Origin of the sequence: Agrobacterium sp. MA01 (assembly GCF_009650195.1) — a bacterium.
Classification (GTDB): Bacteria; Pseudomonadota; Alphaproteobacteria; order Rhizobiales; family Rhizobiaceae; genus Allorhizobium.
On record NZ_CP045854.1, the window covers coordinates 994,498 to 1,008,621 of the forward strand.

General features: G+C 62.8%; 17 protein-coding genes. 11 read left to right on the plus strand and 6 right to left on the minus strand.

The annotated features are described in order from the left end of the window. Positions 1-87 precede the first annotated feature (87 nt). Entirely contained in the window at positions 88-1,944 is a 1,857-nt protein-coding gene (gene recQ / locus GH983_RS04770) for a DNA helicase RecQ (RefSeq protein WP_153761776.1), read from the minus strand. Positions 1,945-2,039: 95 nt separating this feature from the next. Continuing rightward, on the minus strand, positions 2,040-2,765 hold the full coding sequence (locus GH983_RS04775; protein WP_210251767.1) for a TylF/MycF/NovP-related O-methyltransferase: 726 nt from the start codon (positions 2,763-2,765) through the stop codon (positions 2,040-2,042). Positions 2,766-2,995: 230 nt separating this feature from the next. Between GH983_RS04775 and GH983_RS04780 the strand changes: the two genes are divergently transcribed. After that, positions 2,996-3,568: a nucleoside 2-deoxyribosyltransferase gene (locus tag GH983_RS04780; RefSeq protein WP_153761777.1), complete on the plus strand. Its 573-nt coding sequence runs from the start codon at positions 2,996-2,998 to the stop codon at positions 3,566-3,568. A 67-nt stretch (positions 3,569-3,635) separates the two neighbouring features. Here GH983_RS04780 and GH983_RS04785 read toward each other — a convergent pair whose 3' ends face one another. From GH983_RS04785 to msrB, 3 genes are all read right to left on the minus strand, one after another. Beyond that, the gene (locus GH983_RS04785; RefSeq protein WP_153761778.1) at positions 3,636-4,031 is read right to left on the minus strand and encodes a hypothetical protein; all 396 of its coding nucleotides are present in this window, start codon (positions 4,029-4,031) and stop codon (positions 3,636-3,638) included. Between the two features lie 146 nt (positions 4,032-4,177). Further along, on the minus strand, positions 4,178-4,327 hold the full coding sequence (locus GH983_RS04790) for a hypothetical protein (RefSeq protein WP_153761779.1): 150 nt from the start codon (positions 4,325-4,327) through the stop codon (positions 4,178-4,180). A gap of 105 nt (positions 4,328-4,432) precedes the next feature. Then, positions 4,433-4,846: a peptide-methionine (R)-S-oxide reductase MsrB gene (msrB, locus tag GH983_RS04795; protein WP_054149851.1), complete on the minus strand. Its 414-nt coding sequence runs from the start codon at positions 4,844-4,846 to the stop codon at positions 4,433-4,435. Positions 4,847-5,151: 305 nt separating this feature from the next. Here msrB and GH983_RS04800 point away from each other — a divergent pair, with 305 nt between their 5' ends. The 10 genes from GH983_RS04800 (at position 5,152) to GH983_RS04845 (ending at position 13,433) form a co-directional block, all read left to right on the plus strand. Further along, the gene (locus GH983_RS04800; protein WP_194842827.1) at positions 5,152-7,548 is read left to right on the plus strand and encodes a putative monovalent cation/H+ antiporter subunit A; all 2,397 of its coding nucleotides are present in this window, start codon (positions 5,152-5,154) and stop codon (positions 7,546-7,548) included. After that, a complete protein-coding gene (locus GH983_RS04805) occupies positions 7,545-7,964 on the plus strand; it encodes a Na+/H+ antiporter subunit B (RefSeq protein ID WP_054149850.1) in 420 nt (139 codons plus the stop codon). Before GH983_RS04800 ends, GH983_RS04805 begins: the two co-directional genes overlap by 4 nt. Next, a complete protein-coding gene (locus GH983_RS04810) occupies positions 7,964-8,341 on the plus strand; it encodes a Na+/H+ antiporter subunit C (protein ID WP_054149849.1) in 378 nt (125 codons plus the stop codon). Before GH983_RS04805 ends, GH983_RS04810 begins: the two co-directional genes overlap by 1 nt. 20 nt (positions 8,342-8,361) lie before the next feature. Then, positions 8,362-9,942, plus strand: a complete 1,581-nt coding sequence (locus tag GH983_RS04815; RefSeq protein WP_153761781.1) for a Na+/H+ antiporter subunit D — start codon at positions 8,362-8,364, stop codon at positions 9,940-9,942. Continuing rightward, positions 9,939-10,412 (plus strand): Na+/H+ antiporter subunit E, encoded by a 474-nt coding sequence (locus tag GH983_RS04820; RefSeq protein ID WP_153761782.1) that lies wholly within the window; start codon positions 9,939-9,941, stop codon positions 10,410-10,412. Before GH983_RS04815 ends, GH983_RS04820 begins: the two co-directional genes overlap by 4 nt. Continuing rightward, complete coding sequence (locus tag GH983_RS04825) at positions 10,412-10,807, plus strand: cation:proton antiporter (RefSeq protein ID WP_153761783.1); 396 nt, start codon at positions 10,412-10,414, stop codon at positions 10,805-10,807. The genes GH983_RS04820 and GH983_RS04825 overlap by 1 nt, the downstream gene beginning before the upstream one ends. Next, a complete protein-coding gene (gene mnhG / locus GH983_RS04830) occupies positions 10,804-11,133 on the plus strand; it encodes a monovalent cation/H(+) antiporter subunit G (RefSeq protein WP_069041839.1) in 330 nt (109 codons plus the stop codon). Before GH983_RS04825 ends, mnhG begins: the two co-directional genes overlap by 4 nt. A gap of 406 nt (positions 11,134-11,539) precedes the next feature. Next, positions 11,540-11,968, plus strand: coding sequence for a MucR family transcriptional regulator (locus GH983_RS04835; protein ID WP_153761784.1), 429 nt, complete (start codon positions 11,540-11,542; stop codon positions 11,966-11,968). Positions 11,969-12,206: 238 nt separating this feature from the next. Continuing rightward, complete coding sequence (locus tag GH983_RS04840) at positions 12,207-12,635, plus strand: helix-turn-helix domain-containing protein (RefSeq protein ID WP_153761785.1); 429 nt, start codon at positions 12,207-12,209, stop codon at positions 12,633-12,635. Between the two features lie 15 nt (positions 12,636-12,650). After that, complete coding sequence (locus GH983_RS04845) at positions 12,651-13,433, plus strand: DUF6456 domain-containing protein (protein ID WP_153761786.1); 783 nt, start codon at positions 12,651-12,653, stop codon at positions 13,431-13,433. A 7-nt stretch (positions 13,434-13,440) separates the two neighbouring features. Here GH983_RS04845 and GH983_RS04850 read toward each other — a convergent pair whose 3' ends face one another. Next, a complete protein-coding gene (locus GH983_RS04850) occupies positions 13,441-13,857 on the minus strand; it encodes a SufE family protein (protein ID WP_153761787.1) in 417 nt (138 codons plus the stop codon). Between the last annotated feature and the right edge of the window lie 267 nt (positions 13,858-14,124).

Sequence of the window (14,124 nt, forward strand, 5' to 3'; positions counted from 1 at the left end):
CGCTACGCTCGGCTTCCCTCTCCCCGAGGGGAGAGGAGGGGGTACTCCATCGTCGCGGTCAATACCCCTCAATGGAAGGGCGAAACCTCACCGCGAATAGGCCGTGATCACCTCAAGAAACGCATCGCCGTAACGCTCCAGCTTCGATTGCCCGATGCCGGAAATCGAGAGCATCTCATCCTCATCCATCGGCCGTTCGGTCGCGAGTGCAACCAGCGTCGTGTCGGGGAAGATGACGTAAGGCGGCACGCCTTGTTCTTTTGCAAGCTCCATGCGCTTGGCGCGCAGGGCCTCGAACAGTTCCTGATCCGCCTGGTCGAGCCCCGCCTTGGCCTGCGCCGTGCGCGAGGACTGGCCGCGCGCTGCCTTGCCCGTCGTCGGCCGGTCCTTGCGGAAGCGCACATCGACCTCGCGCTTGAAGACCGCGCGTGCACTTTCCTCCAGCGTCAGTGCACCAAAGGCCGTGTGGTCGACGCGGATGTATCCGGCGGCAAGCAGCTGGCGATAGACCGATTGCCAGGTCTTCGCGGAGAGATCCTTGCCCGCGCCGAAGACCGGCATGTCCGTATGGCCGAAACGCATCGTCTTGTCGTTTTCGTTGCCCATCAGCACGTCGATCAGATGCCCGGTGCCGAAGCGCTCGCCTGTCCGGTAGATGGCGGCCAGCGCCTTGATCGCCGCCTCGGAGCCGTCCCAGGTCTCGACAGGTTTCAGGCAGGTATCACAATTGCCGCAGCCGCCCGCGTGGCTCTCGCCGAAATGCTTGAGGATCGCCTGGCGCCGGCAGCCGGGCGTTTCGCAGATGGCCAAGAGCGCATTGAGCTTGGCCCGTTCCACCCGCTTGATGTCGTCGGCCGCCCCGCCCTCGTCGATCATCCGCCCGCGCTGGATGACATCGGCCATGCCATAGGCCATCCACACCTCGGAGGGCAGACCGTCACGCCCCGCGCGCCCCGTCTCCTGATAATAGGCCTCGACCGAACCCGGTAGATCCAGATGCGCGACGTAACGCACATTCGGCTTGTCGATGCCCATCCCAAACGCAACCGTGGCAACCAGGCAAAGGTCTTCTTCTTTCAGGAAGGCATCCTGATTGGCGTCTCGGATCGCCCGGTCCATGCCGGCGTGATAGGGCAGTGCCCGGATCCCCTGGTCGTCGAGCCAGCTGGCAGTCTCCTCGACCTTGGCGCGGGAGAGGCAATAGACGATGCCGCTCGATCCCTTGTGGCGCGAGAGAAACCGGAGCAGCTGCTGGCGCGGCTGATCACGCTCGACGATCTCATAGGCGATATTCGGCCTATCGAAAGAGGTGGTAAAGACTTCTGCCTCTTCCAACCGCAGTCGGGCAACGATGTCTTCGCGCGTATGCGGATCGGCGGTGGCCGTCAGCGCCAGCCGCGGCACGCCTGGAAAGAGATCGGCAAGCTTGCCGAGTTCGCGATATTCAGGCCTGAAATCATGCCCCCATTGCGAAACGCAATGGGCCTCGTCGATGGCAAAGAGCGCGATTTCCACGCCTTGCATCATCTCGATGAAGCCTGGGGTCGCGGTCCGCTCCGGCGTCACATAGAGAAAGTCGAGTTCGCCGCGATCGAGCGCCCGGCGGATCTCGACATACTCCTCGCGGCTCAGCGTCGAGTTGAGAGCCGCCGCCTTGACGCCGAGGCCTTTCAAGGCCTCCACCTGATCGCGCATGAGGGCAATCAGCGGCGAAACGACAACGCCGACGCCCGGCCGGCAGAGTGCGGGCACCTGAAAACAGAGCGATTTGCCAGCCCCCGTCGGAAACAGCACCACGGCATCGCCGCCGGACACCACCTGGCTGACCACTTCGGCCTGGCGCCCGCGAAATGCGGAATAGCCATAGACGCGCTTCAGAACGGAAAGCGGGCCTTCCTCTGCCTGGGCGGAAAAGAGCGGATCGGTATGGGAGTGAGTCGGCATGATCAGAGGGTTTAGCCGAGAGGGCAGGGGATGGCCACAGCAAAGCAGAAGGGCGCCCAGAAGGCGCCCTTACAATGAACGTGGTGAAACGCCGTTTAAACCCAGCGGTTGAAGCAGCCGTTGACCCGCACAGCCACCTGCTGGTGGTTGAGGTTCAGTGCGATGTATTCGTATTGCAGACCGGTGCTCACCGCGAATTCCTGGAACGCCTTGAATTCATGCAGCTCCCAGCCGGGATAGTTGAAGTATTCGTCGAACAGGATGATCGTGCCGGGCACGATGCGCTCGCGCAGCTGCGTGAAAACGGTCTGCGTCGAGGAATAGAGATCGCAGTCGACATGCAGGAAGGAGAGCGGCCCCGGATGCGAGTCGAGGAAGGTCGGCAGCGTGCGGTCGAACCAGCCGATGATGAGCTCGACATTCGGCTCCACTGCCGGCAGGTCGGTGCGGGCAAACGCGCCCTTTTCATAACCCTCACGCCAGCCCTCCGGCAGCCCTTCGAAGCTGTCGAAGCCGTAAACGGTACCCGGCCGCTGCAGGGCGGTCTGGTTGATGGACCTTCCCGAGAAGACGCCGAACTCGAGACAGAGCCCCGGAACGGTGGCACAGGACAGCGCATAATCCAGCACCTCGGTCGGCGTGTTCAGGCGCTTGGCACCGGTCATCCGCGTGAACAGATACTGCGAAGAGGAAATTGCGGCGGTGAGGTTCGCGATGGATTCCAGATTGAAAGAGCCGCCCGGCTTCTTGCCGGTCATCTCATTGACGATCATTGCGATATATTGGACGAATTGCGGGCTGCCTATTGTAATCGCTTCCATGGTCGTGAGTGCCCTTTGGCGCCGGAGTTTTAGCTTGATCAGCAGTACCCGCAGTGTCTTGCCCGAGCCTGATCTGCCGCAGGCGGGCGGGCCGCGTCTCAGCCCCGGCCGAGTCGCGCCTCTGCGGATCGTCCAAGCCTGTGCACAGCGCCGAAAGGCCCTTGCCGGACGTGGGCCTCCATGTTCCCTTCGACCCATTTCCGCACCGACCAGAAGATTGCCATTCCCTGATGTCCTCTCCCTTGAAACTCTACCTCGCCGGCCCGGAAGTCTTCCTGCCGGATGCCCGCGCAGTGCTCGATGAAAAGGCCGCGATGACGCGTGCCTATGGCTTCGAGCCGATCTGCCCCGGCGACCTCGCCATCCCGCCGGCCCCGACCAAACGTCAGTTCGGGCTCAATATTTCGGAGATCGACGAGAGCTTCATGAACCGGGCGGATGGCGTGATCGCCAACCTGACCCCCTTTCGCGGCATTGCCGCTGATCCGGGCACGGTCTTCGAACTTGGCTACATGTGTGGCGCCGGCAAGATCGTCGCCTGCTACACCAATGTCGCAGAAACCCATTACCAGCGCACACTCGCCTGGTATGAGGGCAAGCTCAGCCGTGACGCCGAAGGCCGAATGCGCGGGCCGGATGGCCACTCGCTTGAAGACTTCGATATGATCGAGAACCTGATGCTGCATGGCGGCGTTGAGCGCCGCGGCGGCCCGGTGGCCGTGCATGCGGCCGAACCCGAAAAGCTCTTCACCGATCTGACGGCGTTCGAGCAGTGTCTGAAGGCGCTGGCGGCAAGGGCCTGAAACAGCACTCGGCTACCCTGCCGTTCTGATGCCACCCTCCCCGCAGCGGGGAGGGTGGTTGCCCGCGTCAGGCTTTCTTGGCCGCCGGCTTCGCAGTCGGGTCCTCGAAGCGGATGCCGCAATTGTTCTTGATCGAGGCAGCCTCGATCGCCTTCATCTCGCCCTTCAACCGCGCGACTTCCGCGGCCGAGGCACCATCGCCCTTGGCGAAGAACAGCGCCGGCCAGAAGAGAACGAGGCCGACCCCGACAGCGACCGCATCATTGTCGGCCTTCTTCTGCTGCGCGCCGCTTGCCGCAATGGCACGGGCCGAAACGGCGGTCGCTTCTTCCCGCAGCCGGTCGCAGGAGAGGCTTTCATAGAGTGTCGGCGAGACATAGGCCGCTTCGATGTCCTGCGGTTTGCTGGCGCAGGATGAGAGCATGGCGGCGAGGCCGAGAACGGTCGCGAGTTTGGTATGCATGGCATACCCCCAGGTTGTTGACCTGAATGGGGTTCCATCATCGCGTTTGCCGGTCAAATGCAAAGATTGCAACTTGAGCTTTAAGATGAGGCTTTCCACAGCCAAGAACGGCAGCAATGCGCTTCAGGCCGCATGTCGGCCGCCGTTCACGACAAAGCGCAACCGATCACGGGGCAGTGCTTGTGCGGCAGCGATGCCGTCGCCTGAGCTTCGCCTCCGGCGAACCTGACGGCCGTAAAGCCGATGACCAAGGCGACGGTAGCGACGCCGATAAAAAGGATGATCTTTGTCTTCAAGCAGGTCTCGCTCGGGCTATTTTCTGCCGCGCGAAAGCGGCTCTGCCGGACTGGAAGCCGCCCGGCCGTTCGGCCAGGCGCGTCTTCCGGCGCCGGTCTTGCCCATCACTCGATCGGCGTGAACACCATCGAGTGCCCGTTGATGCAGTAGCGCAAGCCCGTCGGCTTCGGGCCGTCGGGAAAGACGTGTCCCAGATGTCCGCCGCAATTGGCGCAGCGGATTTCCGTGCGCACCATGCCGAAGGCGGTGTCGCGATGCTCGGTCACGGCATCCGCCTTCACCGGCTCGAAATAGCTCGGCCAGCCGCAACCGGCGTCGAACTTGGTGTCGGAGACGAAGAGCGGTTCGTCGCAGGCCGCACAGCGATAAAGGCCCTTGTCGAAATTGTCCCAATAGGGCCCGGTAAAGGCGCGCTCGGTGCCGTGCTCGCGCAGGATCCGGTATTGCTCCGGCGTCAGCTGGTCGCGCCATTCGGCATCCGACTTGACGATCTTCGGGGCAGTTGTGGAAGCGGTCATGATGATCTCCTTGGCCAGGCGCGGGGCAGGGCAAAGCCTCGCGGGTGTTGCATGATAGATAGGGAGCCGGAGGCAAGGCGGCAATTGTCTGTCACTGAGCTTTGGTCGTTCGCACCTCCCGTTTCTTTCACGAGAAACTGAACCCCCTCACCGGGAACTCACAGAATCGTGGGTTGACGCGTCCGTGAAGGGACAAGGTTCCGTTTTCGCTTGAGACAAAGGTTGGCTTGTCCTAACACGTGCCACCTTGTATCGACTGATGATCGAGCGCTGATCGTTGCCCACGGGGAGATGGAATGCCTGAGATGACGAGCGACATGACCTGGGTCGCCATGCTGTTGCCGTTTGCCGCCGCCGTTCTGGCGCCGTGGATCGTCTCCCGTCTCGGTGCAAACGGCGCCTGGGTCCTGGCGCTGGCGCCGGCGCTCGCCTTTGCCCATTTCGCCGGCTTCCTGACCGAGATCGCCAACGGCGAGCGGGTGACTGGCGGTTATGCCTGGGTGCCGAGCCTGAACCTCTCCTTCTCCTGGTTCATCGACGGACTGTCGCTCACCTTCGCGCTGCTGATCACCGGCATCGGCACGCTGATCGTGCTCTATGCCGGCGGCTACATGAAGGGCCATCCGCAGCAGGGCCGGTTCATCGGCTTCATCCTGCTCTTCATGGGCGCCATGCTGGGCCTCGTCGTCTCCGACAGCTTCCTGATGCTCTTCGTCTTCTGGGAGTTGACCTCGATCACCTCCTTCCTGCTGATCGGCTTCGACCACACGCGGGAAGCCTCGCGCCGCGCGGCCTTGCAGGCGCTGGTCGTCACCGGCGGCGGTGGCCTCATCCTGCTCGCCGGCATGATCTTCATCTGGAACATCACCGGCGTCAGCCAGCTGTCGTTGCTGCTCTCGACTGGTGACGCGCTGCGTGAAAGTCCTTTCTATCTTGCAGCCCTGCTGCTCGTGCTCGGCGGCGCCTTCACCAAGTCGGCCCAGTTCCCCTTCCATTTCTGGCTGCCCAACGCCATGGAGGCGCCGACCCCGGTCTCCGCCTATCTGCATTCGGCCACCATGGTGAAGGCCGGCGTCTATCTCCTGATGCGCTTGAACCCGGTCATGGGCGAAACGCCCGCCTGGGAAATCCTGCTGCCCTTCTTCGGCGGCATCACGCTGATCGTCGGCTCGGTGCTCGCCGTCCGCCAGACCGATCTGAAGCTGATGCTCGCCTATACGACGGTCGCCTCGCTCGGCCTGCTCGTCATGCTGACCGGCTTCGACACCGAGCATGCGGTCGAGGCGGCGGTGCTCTATCTCGTCGCCCATTCGCTGTTCAAGGGCGCGCTCTTCATGGTCGCGGGCGCGATCGACCACGAGGCAGGTACCCGTGACATCACGAAACTGGGTGGCCTCGGCAAGCTGATGCCGATCACCTTCGCCGCCGCCATTCTCTCCGGCGTTTCCATGGCCGGCCTGCCGCCGCTCTTCGGCTTCCTCGCCAAAGAAGAGATCTATTATGCGCTGGCCGGCGCCGAGCCACGCGCCATCCTCTTCACGGCCGTGGCCGTCATCGGCAATGCGCTGATGTTCGTCATCGCCTTTGCCGTCGGGCTCAAGCCCTTCATTGGCAAGGAAGGCAAGACCCCGAAACATGCCCATGAGGGCCCCGTGCTCCTGTGGATCGGCCCGCTGACGCTCGCCCTCCTGTCGCTCGGCGGCGCGCTCTTCTCCGGTCTTGCCCATCGCTTCATTTCGTCGCCCATGGCTAGCGCCGTCGATGGTGAAATCCAGACCGTGACCATCGGCCTGATCCCCTCGCTGGGGGCCGCCCTCGCGCTGTCCGTGCTGACGGTGCTGATCGGCCTCGTTCTCTATCTCGGCCTCGAGCGCCTGAGGGCCGCCGTCGATCGTCTCGTCATCGGCCTCGGCATCAGCCCCGACCGCGGCTTCGACCATTTCATATCCGGCCTCGTGCGTTTCTCGACCACCGTTACGCGCTTCGTCCAGAACGGCCGGCTTGAAACCTATGTCACTCTCTCCTTCATCTTCGTCGCGGTCGTGCTTCTGGCGACACCGGTGATGTTCGGCGAACTTCCGACTGCGATTGCACTCCCGTCGGAAGTCGATCTGCATGAAATGGCGATCCTGGTGATCGCGGTCATCGGCGTCATTGCCGTGCTCACGGCCAAGGACCGCCTGACCGCCATCGTCTGCCTTGGCATCCAGGGCTTTGCCATCGCCGTCATCTTCCTGCTGTATGGCGCGCCGGACCTCTCCTTCACCCAGTTCATGGTCGAAACACTGTCGGTCATCATTCTGGCGCTCGTCATGACCCGCCTCAGGCTGTCGCTCGCCGACCATCGCCCGATGGCGGCGCGCCTGTTCGATGGTTCGCTGGCCATCGCCTGCGGTCTCGGCTTCGGCCTGATGCTGGTGGCCTCGACTTCGGGTCCCTTTGATGGTTCGCTGTCCGCCTTCTTTGGCGAGCACTCCAAGATCATCGCCCACGGCGCCAATGTCGTGAACGTCATCATCGTCGATTACCGCGGTGTTGATACCCTGGGTGAGATCGCTGTCGTGATGATCACCGGCCTGTCGATCCTGGCCTTGATCCGCATCCGGGTGGGTGGCGCTCCGGCAGTTGCGGCCGTGACCTCGACGACCCCCTCCGCCGCGGTGGCCCGTCCGAGCAAGACGAAAGGTGGCAAGCGCTCATGAACACCCTGATCTTCCGAACCTTCGCACCCTTTCTCACCGCGCTAATGCTGGTCTTTTCGATCTTCGTTCTGCTGCGCGGCCATAACGAGCCCGGTGGTGGCTTTATCGGCGGGCTGATCGGCGCTGCGGCCTTTGCCATGTACGGCATCGCCTTCGGCGTCCAGGCCGTGCGCCGCGCCATGGTCTTCCATCCGATGTCGATCGCCGGCTTTGGCCTGCTGGTCTCAACCCTGTCCGGCTTCATCTCCGCGCCGCTCGGTTACCCCTTCATGACCGGTATCTGGGTCTATCCGAGCCTCTTCGGTGTCGAAGTGCCGCTGGCGACGGTGATTTCCTTCGACATTGGCGTCTATCTCGTGGTCGTCGGCACCTTCGCCTCGATCGCGCTTGCACTCGAAGAAAGGGATGACGGCTGATGGAAGTCATCTTCTCGCTCGTCGTCGGTATTTTCTTTGCCGCCGCCGTCTATCTGATGCTGTCGAAAAAGATCGTCCGTATCCTGCTGGGCATCGTGTTGCTCGGCAATGCCGTCAACATGCTGCTCTTCACCGCCGGTCGACTGACCCCGTCGATTCCGCCGATCATTCCGGGCGGCGTCGACGTGCTGCCGGCTGGCACCGCCAATCCGCTGCCGCAGGCTCTCATCCTGACGGCGATCGTCATTTCCTTCTCCTTCTTCTGCTTCCTGCTGGTGCTGAGCTATCGCGCCTACCAGGACCTCGGCACCGACGACACGGGTGAAATGCGTGTCGCCGAGCCGATGGACGAGCCGCTGCCGCCGAGCGGCTACTGAGCGGGAGACACGAGGACCACATGGCTGCCCCCACAACGACCCCTGCCGACTACGCCGCCGCCTATGTCATGGAGCCGATGACGGCTGCCGACTGGCTCGCGGTTACGCCGATGGCGCTCTGCATTGCCTTCGGCGCGATCCTAATGATGATCCGCCACCGCACCCACTGGCATCCGCCGGTGGCACTGACGGGACTGGCGCTGCTCGTCCTCAACAACGGGCTGCTGCTCGCCAAGGTCATGGCCGATGGCCCTCTGACCATGATGATGGGCCGCTGGCTGCCACCCTTCGGCATTGCCATCACAGTCGATCTTTCCGGAGCATTGCTGGCGCTGTCCGCCGCCATCGTCGCCTTCTGCGGCGCGCTCTACGCCCATGTCGAGATCAACAACAGCGGTCGCCGCTATGGCTTCTACCCGCTTTTGATGCTGCTGATGGCCGGCGTCTGCGGTGCTTTCCTGACCGGCGACATCTTCAACCTCTATGTCTGGTTCGAAGTGCTGCTGATCTCCTCCTTCGGTCTCTTGATCCTCGGGTCCGAGCGGGAGCAGATCGATGGCGCGCTGAAATATGCGGTCCTCAACCTGATGGCGACGACGCTGTTCCTGATCGCTGTCGGCTATCTCTACGCCATCTTCGGCACGCTCAACATGGCCGACATCGCCATGAAGGTTCCGCAATATGCGGAGACCGCGCCGCTGATGACGCTGACGGCGCTCTTCATTCTGGCCTTCTCGATGAAGGCTGCGGCCTTCCCGGTGAATTTCTGGCTGCCGGCCTCCTATCACACGCCGCGCGTCGTCGTGTCGGCGCTGTTTGCCGGCCTGCTCACCAAGGTCGGTGTCTACGCGCTGTTCCGCGTCGTGGTCATGCTCTTCCCCGTCGAACGTGAGGCGCTGAGCCTCGTCATCGCGATCGTCGCAGCACTCACCATGATCTTCGGCGCGATCGGCGCACTCGCACAGAACGACATCCGCCGCTTCCTCGGTTTCGTCGTCGTTGCCGGCATCGGCAACATGATGGCCGGCGTGGCGATCGGCGGCGACATGGCGGTGGGTGCTGCGATCTTCTATGCGCTGCACTCCATCCTCCTGATGACGGCGCTCTATCTGGTCGCTGGCGAGATCGGCCGCATCGGCGGCAGCTTCCGTCTCGATCGTGTGGCCGGCCTCTGGACGGCTGCACCTGCCTTTGCCGCGATTTCGCTCGCGCTGTTTTTCGCCGCAAGCGGCCTTCCGCCCTTCTCCGGCTTCTGGCCCAAGGCGCTTCTGGTCAAGGCTTCGATCGATATCGGCGCCTGGTGGCTGGCCGCATCGGTCCTTGTCTCCGGCTTCCTGACGACGATCGCCTTTGGCCGCGTCTTTCTGTTCTCCTTTTGGCGCCCGGTCGCTGCCGCAGGCCGCGAGCAGCCAACGGCTGTCCCGGCCTCGGCGGGTGCGCTACGCTGGCGTTTCACGCCGATTGTCATCCTGACCGGTTTCGTGGTCTGGTTCGGCCTCTTCCCGGACAGCCTGATCGTCATCACGCAGCAGGCCGCCGCCGGTCTTTCGGATCCCACCGCCTATATCCGCTCCGTCTTCCCTGAAGGAGGTGCCCGATGAGCCTTTATGCACTTAGCATGCTGATGGCGGTGATCTGGGCCACCGTCTCCGGCAGCTTCACGGTCCCCAATCTGATCTTCGGCTTCGTCATCTCGCTCTTGACGCTCTACCTGTTGCGCGAGCGTTTCGTCGGTCGCGACTACACGAGCCGCTTCCGCCGCGTGCTGGCTCTGGTCCTGCTCTTTCTTGTCGAGCTCGCCAAGTCCGCCTGGCGTGTCGCGACGCTTGTGCTCAAGCCGAAAATGGATCTGAAGCCCGGGATCTTCGCCTACCCGCTGACGGTCAAGAGCGATTGGGAGATCTCGCTGCTCGCCAATCTCATCACGCTCACCCCGGGCACGCTCTCCGTTGACGTTTCCGAGGACCGCACAACCCTCTATATCCACGCGATTGACTGCTCCGACGTCGAGGCCGCCCGCCGTGACATCGCCGAGGGCTTCGAGAAGAAGATCATGGAGGCATTTGCCTGATGACCCCTGAACTCATCGTCGAATACGCATCCGTCGCCGCCATCGTCATCCTCGTGATTGCCCTGTTGATGACCGTCTACCGCGTCGTCGTCGGTCCGACCCTGCCGGACCGCGTCATCGCCCTCGACATGCTGGTCGGCATCGTCATCGGCTTCATCGCCGTCATTGCGCTCAGGACCGGCTATACCCTCTATATCGACATCGCGATTGCGCTTGGTCTCGTCGGCTTCCTGGCAACGGTCGCCTTTGCCCGCTTCATCCTGGCGCGCGGCTGCGTCGGGGAAGGGGAGCGGGTTGAGGCTGGTCGCGGACCGTCGAAGCCGGCAAAGACAAAGACGGCCAAGAACGTCAAGGCAAGCAAACCGGCCGGATCTCTCGGCAAGGAGGGAAAATGATTTCGCTTCTCGCAGCCATCGCCATTGCCGTTCTGACCATCGGCGGCGCGCTCTTCTCCCTCATCGCCGCAATCGGCCTCAATCGCCTGCCGGATCTCTATACGCGGATGCATGCGGCCTCCAAGGCCGGCACGGTCGGGTCCGGCCTGCTGCTGCTCGCCGTTGGCCTGCATGCGGCCGATGTCGCGACCTTCGGCCGTGCCCTGGCCGGCATCATCTTTTTCGTCCTGACGGCCCCGATTTCCGCTCATCTTCTTGCCCGTGCGGCCCACAAGGTTGGCTATAAGCTGTCATCCGCATCGGTACGTGACGATATGATGTCATGATGAAACGGCTGATATTTCTGGTTGAGTGAGCGTCTCTATTGAAATCCTAGCTATCCTGCCCAGTGCAAAATGCCTGATCGGCAAATAGAAAAGATTTATACCCGTCAAATCTAGTAGAAATATCAGGTGGACATTTGCGGCAGGGGTGTTAATTCACTTTTGAGAGCGCTGGTCTGTTGCGTTCGTGGTATGTAGGCGAAGTGAACTGCCAGATATTGGCAAGTCTAACACGTGATCTTGGCTGAATTCTGCGTAGCAAAATGCCGGACGGTTTGGGGCCGACCCGGCAAATTGGTGATCTTCATGGGGGTGTCTTTCGCCTTCCCTGTCCGGCCGGATCGGGAAGACATGTAAACTATTGTCTGCAGGGGCGGCGGCCCCTTCGGGATCTGAACAGGAGAATTGAATGACTGAAACCCAGCAGGGCCCAAGCCAGCAGTTGCTGGTCGAACTGACCGCTGACATCGTCGCTGCCTATGTCAGCAACCACGTCGTCCAGGTCAGCGACCTGACCAACCTCATTGCCGATGTCCACCTGGCCCTGAACAACACCACTTCGCCAACTCCGGCCCCCGTGGTCGTCGAAAAGCCGAAGCCGCCTGTTCCGATCCGCAAGTCGATCGAGGATGATTATCTGATCTGCCTCGAAGACGGCCAGAAGTTCAAGTCGCTGAAGCGACACCTGATGACCCACTACAACATGACCCCGGAAGAGTACCGCGAGAAGTGGGGCCTGCCGGCCGACTACCCGATGGTTGCCCCGGCCTATGCCGAAGCGCGCTCGCGTCTCGCAAAGGAAATGGGCCTCGGCCAGCGCCGCAAGCGCGCCAAGTAAGCCTTCTTTGGTTTCTCGCGACGCGAGGAAGATCAGGCCGGTCCCGCGACCGGCCTTTTTTTGCATTGGCGGATAGGAAAAAGATCCTCTTCCAGTTGTCGACTGCCATGCTCGCCGCGACGGCAGTCAGCTTTCGATGATTTGATGGTTCACAGCGATGCCCCTAAAATCATGGGGTTCACATTCTCTCAGGCTCTGCTAGTTTTTATAGGAATAAAATCCTTTATTGGAGCGCGCCATGACCCCCGACGACCCCATCAGCACACCACCCGCGATTCTTCCCGTCGCACCATCGGTTGAATGGCAGCCCGCAGCCGAGGCGGATGATTTCTCCGAGCGTCCTCTGACGCCCGAGCGACGGCTGCTCTGCATGATTGTCCGGCAATTGACCGAGGAATTGCTGCGCGCCACAGGCCTCGAACATGATCAGGAGCCTGGCCGCCGGGCCACGAGCCATGTCCGCCAGGTGGCGATGTATGTCTGCCACGTCGCCTATTCGATGCCCATGGGAGAGGTCGCCCAGGCCTTTGGCCGCGATCGCACCACCGTTGGACATGCCTGCCGCATGGTCGAAGACCGCCGCGACGACCGCGCTTACGACACCTTTGTCGCGATCGTCGAGCGCATGGCAAGCGCCGTCCATCTCATCGCCGGCAAGCGCATCTGAAGGAGAGGGCAGATCATGACCCGCAGCGAACGAAAGCAGATCCGCCAGATCCTCCGACGGGCTTTGGCCGGCCCTCTGGAACAGCCTCCGCCCGTCAATGCCGATCGGATCGCCGCGTCGCCGGCCGACGCTTCGCCCGCGCTCCTCGCCCGCCTGTTGGCCGACGGCTTGCTTCTCCGCACCCAGGACGGCCTTGCTCCCACCGCCGAGACAGCTGCCTGGCTTCGCCGCGATCTCTGCGACCTGCCCGACGAGGCCCATGCCGCTCAGCACCGCACGGTCGAGGTCGGTACGCTCGATATGCCGCAGGGCCGCCAGTCCGTGCGCCGCAACCTGCAGGAATCGCCCCTTTTTCCCCTGCTGCGACTGAAGGAGAAGGACGGTCGTCCGTTTCTGCCAGAGGAGGCTGTTGCCGCCGGCGAGCGTCTGGCAGCCGATTTCGACTTTGCCGGTCTGCAGCCGCGCATCACCGCCAGCTGGCAGCCGCGGCTTGCGACCCGCAACAAGGGCGCAGCCCCGCCGGCAACCGACTTGGCCGATGCGACGCTCGCGGCCCGCACCCGCGTCAATCGTGCCGTCAAGGCCATGGGACCGGAGCTTTCAGGCGTGGCGCTCGATGTCTGCTGCTTCGGCAAGGGCCTGGAAACGGTCGAACACGAGCGCCAGTGGCCGGCCCGTTCCGCCAAGCTGATGCTGCGCACCGCCTTGTTGTCGCTCGCCCGCCATTATGCCCCGCCGCCCGTCCGGCTCCGCGCCCGACACTGGGGCGACGAGGGCTTTCGCCCGGAGATCGGTTGAGGGACAGTCACATCAGCCGGCGTGCCGCCTCTTCGCGGATCCGCTGGATCATCGAGCGCAAACCGTTGGCGCGCTGCGCCGTCAGGTGTTCGAGAAGGCCGAGCTGCTTGAAGAGGTCGAGCGCATCGAAGCTGACCACGTCGGACGCCTTCTTGCCGGAATAGGCGGCAAGCACGATCGCGACGAGACCGCGCACGATGAAGGCGTCGCTGTCGCCACGGAAGGTCATGTCTGGATCGGCGCCGTCGCTTGAGGACACCGAGAGCCAGACCTGGCTCGCGCAGCCCTGCACCTTGTTCTCGGCGGACTTCTCGCTGTCGGGCAGATCCGGCAGTGCCTTGCCGAGCTCGATGACATAGCGCATCCGGTCCTCCCAATCATCCAGGAAGCCGAAGTCGTCGATCATCTCGTTCAAGTTAGCCATGCTGCACCCGCTTGTTACGTCGGACCCATATAGTTGAGACCGACAGGCTTTTGAACTGGCTGCGGCAATGAAAGCTGTCGATGCTTCAGGCGTGGGGTCTGGAAAAGAAAAAAGCCGCGCAGCTTGCGCCACGCGGCCCGGCAAATGCCGAATTCAGTCAGGGACAGGCAGACAGGCATCCGGTCTATGGCAGAACCGGCTGCAAGGCGGGGAGGGGGCGGCTGTCCGCCCCGGATTTCGTCAGATGACCGCGTGAGCGTCGGTCAT

What these genes read in the sequence shown, in the direction of transcription:
- GH983_RS04800 (WP_194842827.1), top strand. Translation starts at nt 5,152, where the DNA reads ATGACGAGCGACATGACCTGGGTCGCCATGCTGTTGCCGTTTGCCGCC.
- GH983_RS04840 (WP_153761785.1), top strand. Translation starts at nt 12,207, where the DNA reads ATGACCCCCGACGACCCCATCAGCACACCACCCGCGATTCTTCCCGTC.
- GH983_RS04825 (WP_153761783.1), top strand. Translation starts at nt 10,412, where the DNA reads ATGACCCCTGAACTCATCGTCGAATACGCATCCGTCGCCGCCATCGTC.
- GH983_RS04815 (WP_153761781.1), top strand. Translation starts at nt 8,362, where the DNA reads ATGGCTGCCCCCACAACGACCCCTGCCGACTACGCCGCCGCCTATGTC.
- GH983_RS04820 (WP_153761782.1), top strand. Translation starts at nt 9,939, where the DNA reads ATGAGCCTTTATGCACTTAGCATGCTGATGGCGGTGATCTGGGCCACC.
- mnhG (WP_069041839.1), top strand. Translation starts at nt 10,804, where the DNA reads ATGATTTCGCTTCTCGCAGCCATCGCCATTGCCGTTCTGACCATCGGC.
- recQ (WP_153761776.1), bottom strand. Translation starts at nt 1,944, where the DNA reads ATGCCGACTCACTCCCATACCGATCCGCTCTTTTCCGCCCAGGCAGAG.
- msrB (WP_054149851.1), bottom strand. Translation starts at nt 4,846, where the DNA reads ATGACCGCTTCCACAACTGCCCCGAAGATCGTCAAGTCGGATGCCGAA.
- GH983_RS04835 (WP_153761784.1), top strand. Translation starts at nt 11,540, where the DNA reads ATGACTGAAACCCAGCAGGGCCCAAGCCAGCAGTTGCTGGTCGAACTG.
- GH983_RS04775 (WP_210251767.1), bottom strand. Translation starts at nt 2,765, where the DNA reads ATGGAAGCGATTACAATAGGCAGCCCGCAATTCGTCCAATATATCGCA.
- GH983_RS04850 (WP_153761787.1), bottom strand. Translation starts at nt 13,857, where the DNA reads ATGGCTAACTTGAACGAGATGATCGACGACTTCGGCTTCCTGGATGAT.
- GH983_RS04810 (WP_054149849.1), top strand. Translation starts at nt 7,964, where the DNA reads ATGGAAGTCATCTTCTCGCTCGTCGTCGGTATTTTCTTTGCCGCCGCC.
- GH983_RS04845 (WP_153761786.1), top strand. Translation starts at nt 12,651, where the DNA reads ATGACCCGCAGCGAACGAAAGCAGATCCGCCAGATCCTCCGACGGGCT.
- GH983_RS04780 (WP_153761777.1), top strand. Translation starts at nt 2,996, where the DNA reads ATGTCCTCTCCCTTGAAACTCTACCTCGCCGGCCCGGAAGTCTTCCTG.
- GH983_RS04805 (WP_054149850.1), top strand. Translation starts at nt 7,545, where the DNA reads ATGAACACCCTGATCTTCCGAACCTTCGCACCCTTTCTCACCGCGCTA.
- GH983_RS04785 (WP_153761778.1), bottom strand. Translation starts at nt 4,031, where the DNA reads ATGCATACCAAACTCGCGACCGTTCTCGGCCTCGCCGCCATGCTCTCA.